The following is a 3658-nucleotide window of genomic DNA, read 5'->3' on the forward strand; positions in this document are numbered from 1 at the left end:
CGGAGGGCGGCTGACGGGCGGATTTCAACGCTCGCTCGGCGCCGGGCTGCTCTCCGTGTTTGTCGGCCAGCGGCTCAGGGGCGTCATGGCCGCAGAGCGGGCGGAGGACCTCCGGTTCCTGACCGGGCTCATCGAGGCGGGCGCGGTGACCCCGGTCATCGGCAAGAGCTACGCCCTGGCGGACGCGCCGGCGGCAATCCGGGACCTGCGTGATGGACACCTCCGCGGGCAGGCCGTCGTCACCATTTGAGCCGGAGCGGTCAGGCCTTAGCCGCCGCCTACGGTGTGCCGGCCGGGAAGCGGGCGACGTACTGCCGCTGCCACGGGGTTTCCACTGTCCGGCGCCGGTACTGGCGGCGGACGTAGGACACAGCCTGGCCGGGCGGGACTCCGTCCAGGATCGCGATGCAGGCCAGCGCAGTGCCGGTCCTGCCGATCCCGCGCCAGCAGGCCACTTCAACCCGTTCGGCCTCGGCCCGGCGCCAGGCCTCCCGGAACGCCTCCAGGGCGTCCGGCTGGTCGACAGGCAGCCGAAGGTCGGGCCAGGGCACCCATCGGGACTCCCACCCCACGGGCGGCGGCTGCTTGCCCAGCAAATACACGCCGAACTCGGGAAACGGCCCGGCCGGAAGGGGGTAGTGCAGGCCGCGGCCACGAACGAGCCGGCCGGACGGAAGAGCCATGATGCCGTCCGCGGAAGCTTCCCACGTGTGCTTCATGAACCGATCGTAGTCCGTCCTGCCGCCGGTTGTCCGTGACCAGGAAGGGGCGGATGTCAGCGGTATCCGGCGGCATCGGCGTCGAGTCCTGCTTCCTGGACCTCAACGAGGTACCTCCAACAGTCCGGCTGCGAGCCGTCGGTGTCGGTGAAGCCGTACTCGCGGGCCAGCGCGCCGGACGAATACGAGCCGCCCGTGCGGCCGAGCACGTTGGGGTCCGCCGCCAGGGCCGCGACCGCACGCCCGACGAACAGGGGGCTTTCCGAGATCGCGGCGAAGTGCGGTTGCGTCCCGGCGGCCTCCCGCCAGTTTGCCTCGGTGACGCCAAAGTGTTCGAGCATCATCTCCGAACGCATCCAGCCGGGCGTCAGCGCCACCGCCGCGCAGCCGGAGGATCTCAGCTCCTCCGCCTGGCTGAACGCCAGGCGGAGCACCGCGGTCTTGACGAGGTCGTAAAACACGGAGACCCGGTAGTGCTCGGCGTTGTACTCGCGCGTGCCGTCGGTCATCTCCACCACCAGGCCGCCGGGGCGGCGGGTGAGCAGCGGCAGCGCGAAGTGGCTCGTAATGAGGTGGGTGTCCAGGCCGAGGTGGAGCATCTGCAGCCCGGCATTCAGATCGTGGGCCCAGAGCGGAGTGTTCCATTCGATGAAGTCCTCGCCGCCCCAGATGTCGTTGACAAGGATGTCCAGCCGGCCCCGCTCGGCGTCGATCCGCTGCACGAGGGCTTCCACCTCGGCGGCCTGGCGGTGATCGACCTCGACGGCGATTCCAGTGCCGCCCGCGGTGTCGACGAGAGCGGACGTCTCCTCGATCGTCTCGGGCCGGTTGTAGTCGGAACGGTGGCGGGAGGTCGTGCGCCCGGTGCAGTACACGACCGCTCCGGCCTCGCCGAGGGCGACGGCGGTGCCGCGCCCCGCGCCCCGGGTGGCCCCGGCAACCAGGGCGACCCTGCCCGACAGCGCTGCATTCACGTCTGTGCCTTCCCTCCGGGACCTTACGGGCTGGGCTCAGCCGGCGACGGGCTCGCTCCTATGGCGGCGTCCTATGGCGGGGCACGCACCGGAAAGCCGGCGCCCATGTTTCATCGGAACACCGGGCGTCGGTCCGGGCTAGGGGCGGAAGGCCCGCCATCGGAACGTGGCACTTGTCCGGCATTCCAGACAGCCGTTCCTGTGGGAGGCTGTCGGTTGACCGCCGCCGGGCGCATGCTTAAGTACGGGATACCGGACACCGCCCGACCGTGAAGAGGATCAATGCCACCCACCAGCACCGCAGTGAGCTCCGCCGCCGCCACGTTGTCCGCAGCGCCTGACACGCCCGCCCCCAAGGCCGTCCACCGGGCCGCCGGAACCAAGGCGGCGTCGAAGGTGCCGGCCGCCGAGAACACGCTGCGCATCCTCAAGCTGCTGGCCTCCCGGCGCGGGCCGATGGCGGCGTCGAACATTGCCACCGCGCTGGGACTGCCACGCTCCAGCGTCTACCACCTGCTCGGCGTGATGGAGGCGAACGGCTTCGTGCTGCACCTGCACGAGGAGCAGCGCTACGGCCTGGGCATCAGCGCATTCGAGCTCAGCTCGGCCTATTCCCGGCAGGAGCCGCTGTCCCGGCTGGGCCGGCCAATGCTCGCCTCGCTCGTGGACGTGATCGGCGAAAGCGCGCACCTGGCGGTGCTGCACGGCCGCGACGTGCTCTACATCGTGGAGGAGCGGGCCAAGAACCGGCCGTCCCTGGTGACCGACGTCGGCGTCCGGCTGCCCAGCCATCTCACGGCCAGCGGACGGGCCATCCTCGCCGCGCTGCCGAAGTCGCAGGTGCGGGCGCTGTACCCGAACGCTGCCGCCTTCACGGCCCGGCACGAAACCGAATCGCCCATCATGAAGTACTCCGCGCTGTCTTCGCATCTGGACCAGGTCCGCCAGCGCGGCTACGCCACCGAACACGGCGAGGTCACGCCCGGATTCGGTTCGATCGCCGCCGCCGTGACCGACCATGTAGGGTGGCCCACCGCCGCCGTCGCCGTGACGTTCCTGGAGGACAAGCTGCCCGCGGATCAGTGGCCGGCCCTGGCCGCCCGGGTCCAGAAGGTCGCCAACGAGCTCTCGGTCCGGATCCACGGCCGCCCCGCCTGACCGGTTGCCCCATCCCACCCCACCCCACCCCCGGTTGCGCTGTCACTTAGGGCTCCGATTCGCCCTTTTTAGCAACCGGAAGTGACGGCGCAACGGGGGAGGGGAAGGGTCTGGAATCCCGGACAGCACCCCTCCGGCAGGCCTGTTTCCGCGGCCGCGAAGGGGCTTTAGTTGATACAGAACCTCATTCCTCCGGATACACCAGGACACCAGTCCGAACAGACATCATCCGGCCACATATCCAGCGACAAAGGAGACCCTCATGGCACCCGCCGATTTCACTACCGGTGCCCGCCCGGTCAAAGCAGCCCGCGGCACCGAGCTCACCGCCAAGAGCTGGCAGACGGAAGCCCCGCTGCGCATGCTCATGAACAACCTCGACCCCGAGGTCGCCGAGCGCCCCGATGACCTGGTGGTCTACGGCGGCACCGGCCGCGCCGTCCGGTCCTGGGCCGCGTTCGACGCCATCACCCGCACCCTGGAAACCATGGAAAAGGACGAGACCCTGCTGGTCCAGTCCGGCAAGCCGGTCGGCGTCTTCCGCACCAACGAATGGGCGCCGCGCGTGCTGCTGGCCAACTCCAACCTCGTCGGCGACTGGGCGAACTGGCCCGAGTTCCGCCGGCTCGAGGCCGAGGGCCTGATGATGTACGGCCAGATGACCGCCGGGTCCTGGATCTATATCGGCACGCAGGGCATCCTGCAGGGCACCTTCGAGACCTTCGCCGCGATCGCCCGTAAGCTCACCGGGGACGAGAACGGGACGCTCGCCGGCACCCTGACCCTCACCGGCGGCTGCGGCGGCAT

At 69.9% G+C, this 3658-nt stretch carries 4 protein-coding genes and 1 pseudogene; 3 read left to right on the forward strand and 2 right to left on the reverse strand.

Going from position 1 to position 3658, the window contains the following annotated elements:
* The coding region (locus tag Y706_RS30280; protein WP_043436208.1) for a zinc-binding dehydrogenase at positions 1-250 on the forward strand (250 nt) is incomplete at its 5' end.
* A gap of 28 nt (positions 251-278) precedes the next feature.
* Here the strand turns inward: Y706_RS30280 and Y706_RS0114435 are convergent.
* The gene (locus Y706_RS0114435) at positions 279-719 is read right to left on the reverse strand and encodes a protein-tyrosine phosphatase family protein (RefSeq protein WP_028277136.1); all 441 of its coding nucleotides are present in this window, start codon (positions 717-719) and stop codon (positions 279-281) included.
* Positions 720-775: 56 nt separating this feature from the next.
* Entirely contained in the window at positions 776-1693 is a 918-nt protein-coding gene (locus tag Y706_RS0114440) for an SDR family oxidoreductase (protein ID WP_043436209.1), read from the reverse strand.
* A gap of 282 nt (positions 1694-1975) precedes the next feature.
* On the opposite strand from Y706_RS0114440, the gene Y706_RS0114445 reads away from it, so the two are divergent.
* Positions 1976-2851, forward strand: coding sequence for an IclR family transcriptional regulator (locus tag Y706_RS0114445; protein WP_028277138.1), 876 nt, complete (start codon positions 1976-1978; stop codon positions 2849-2851).
* A 262-nt stretch (positions 2852-3113) separates the two neighbouring features.
* A pseudogene (locus Y706_RS25600) lies at positions 3114-3658 on the forward strand (urocanate hydratase); the annotation flags it as partial.

This window comes from Arthrobacter sp. I3 (genome assembly GCF_000520575.1).
Taxonomy (GTDB): Bacteria; Actinomycetota; Actinomycetes; order Actinomycetales; family Micrococcaceae; genus Arthrobacter; species Arthrobacter humicola_A.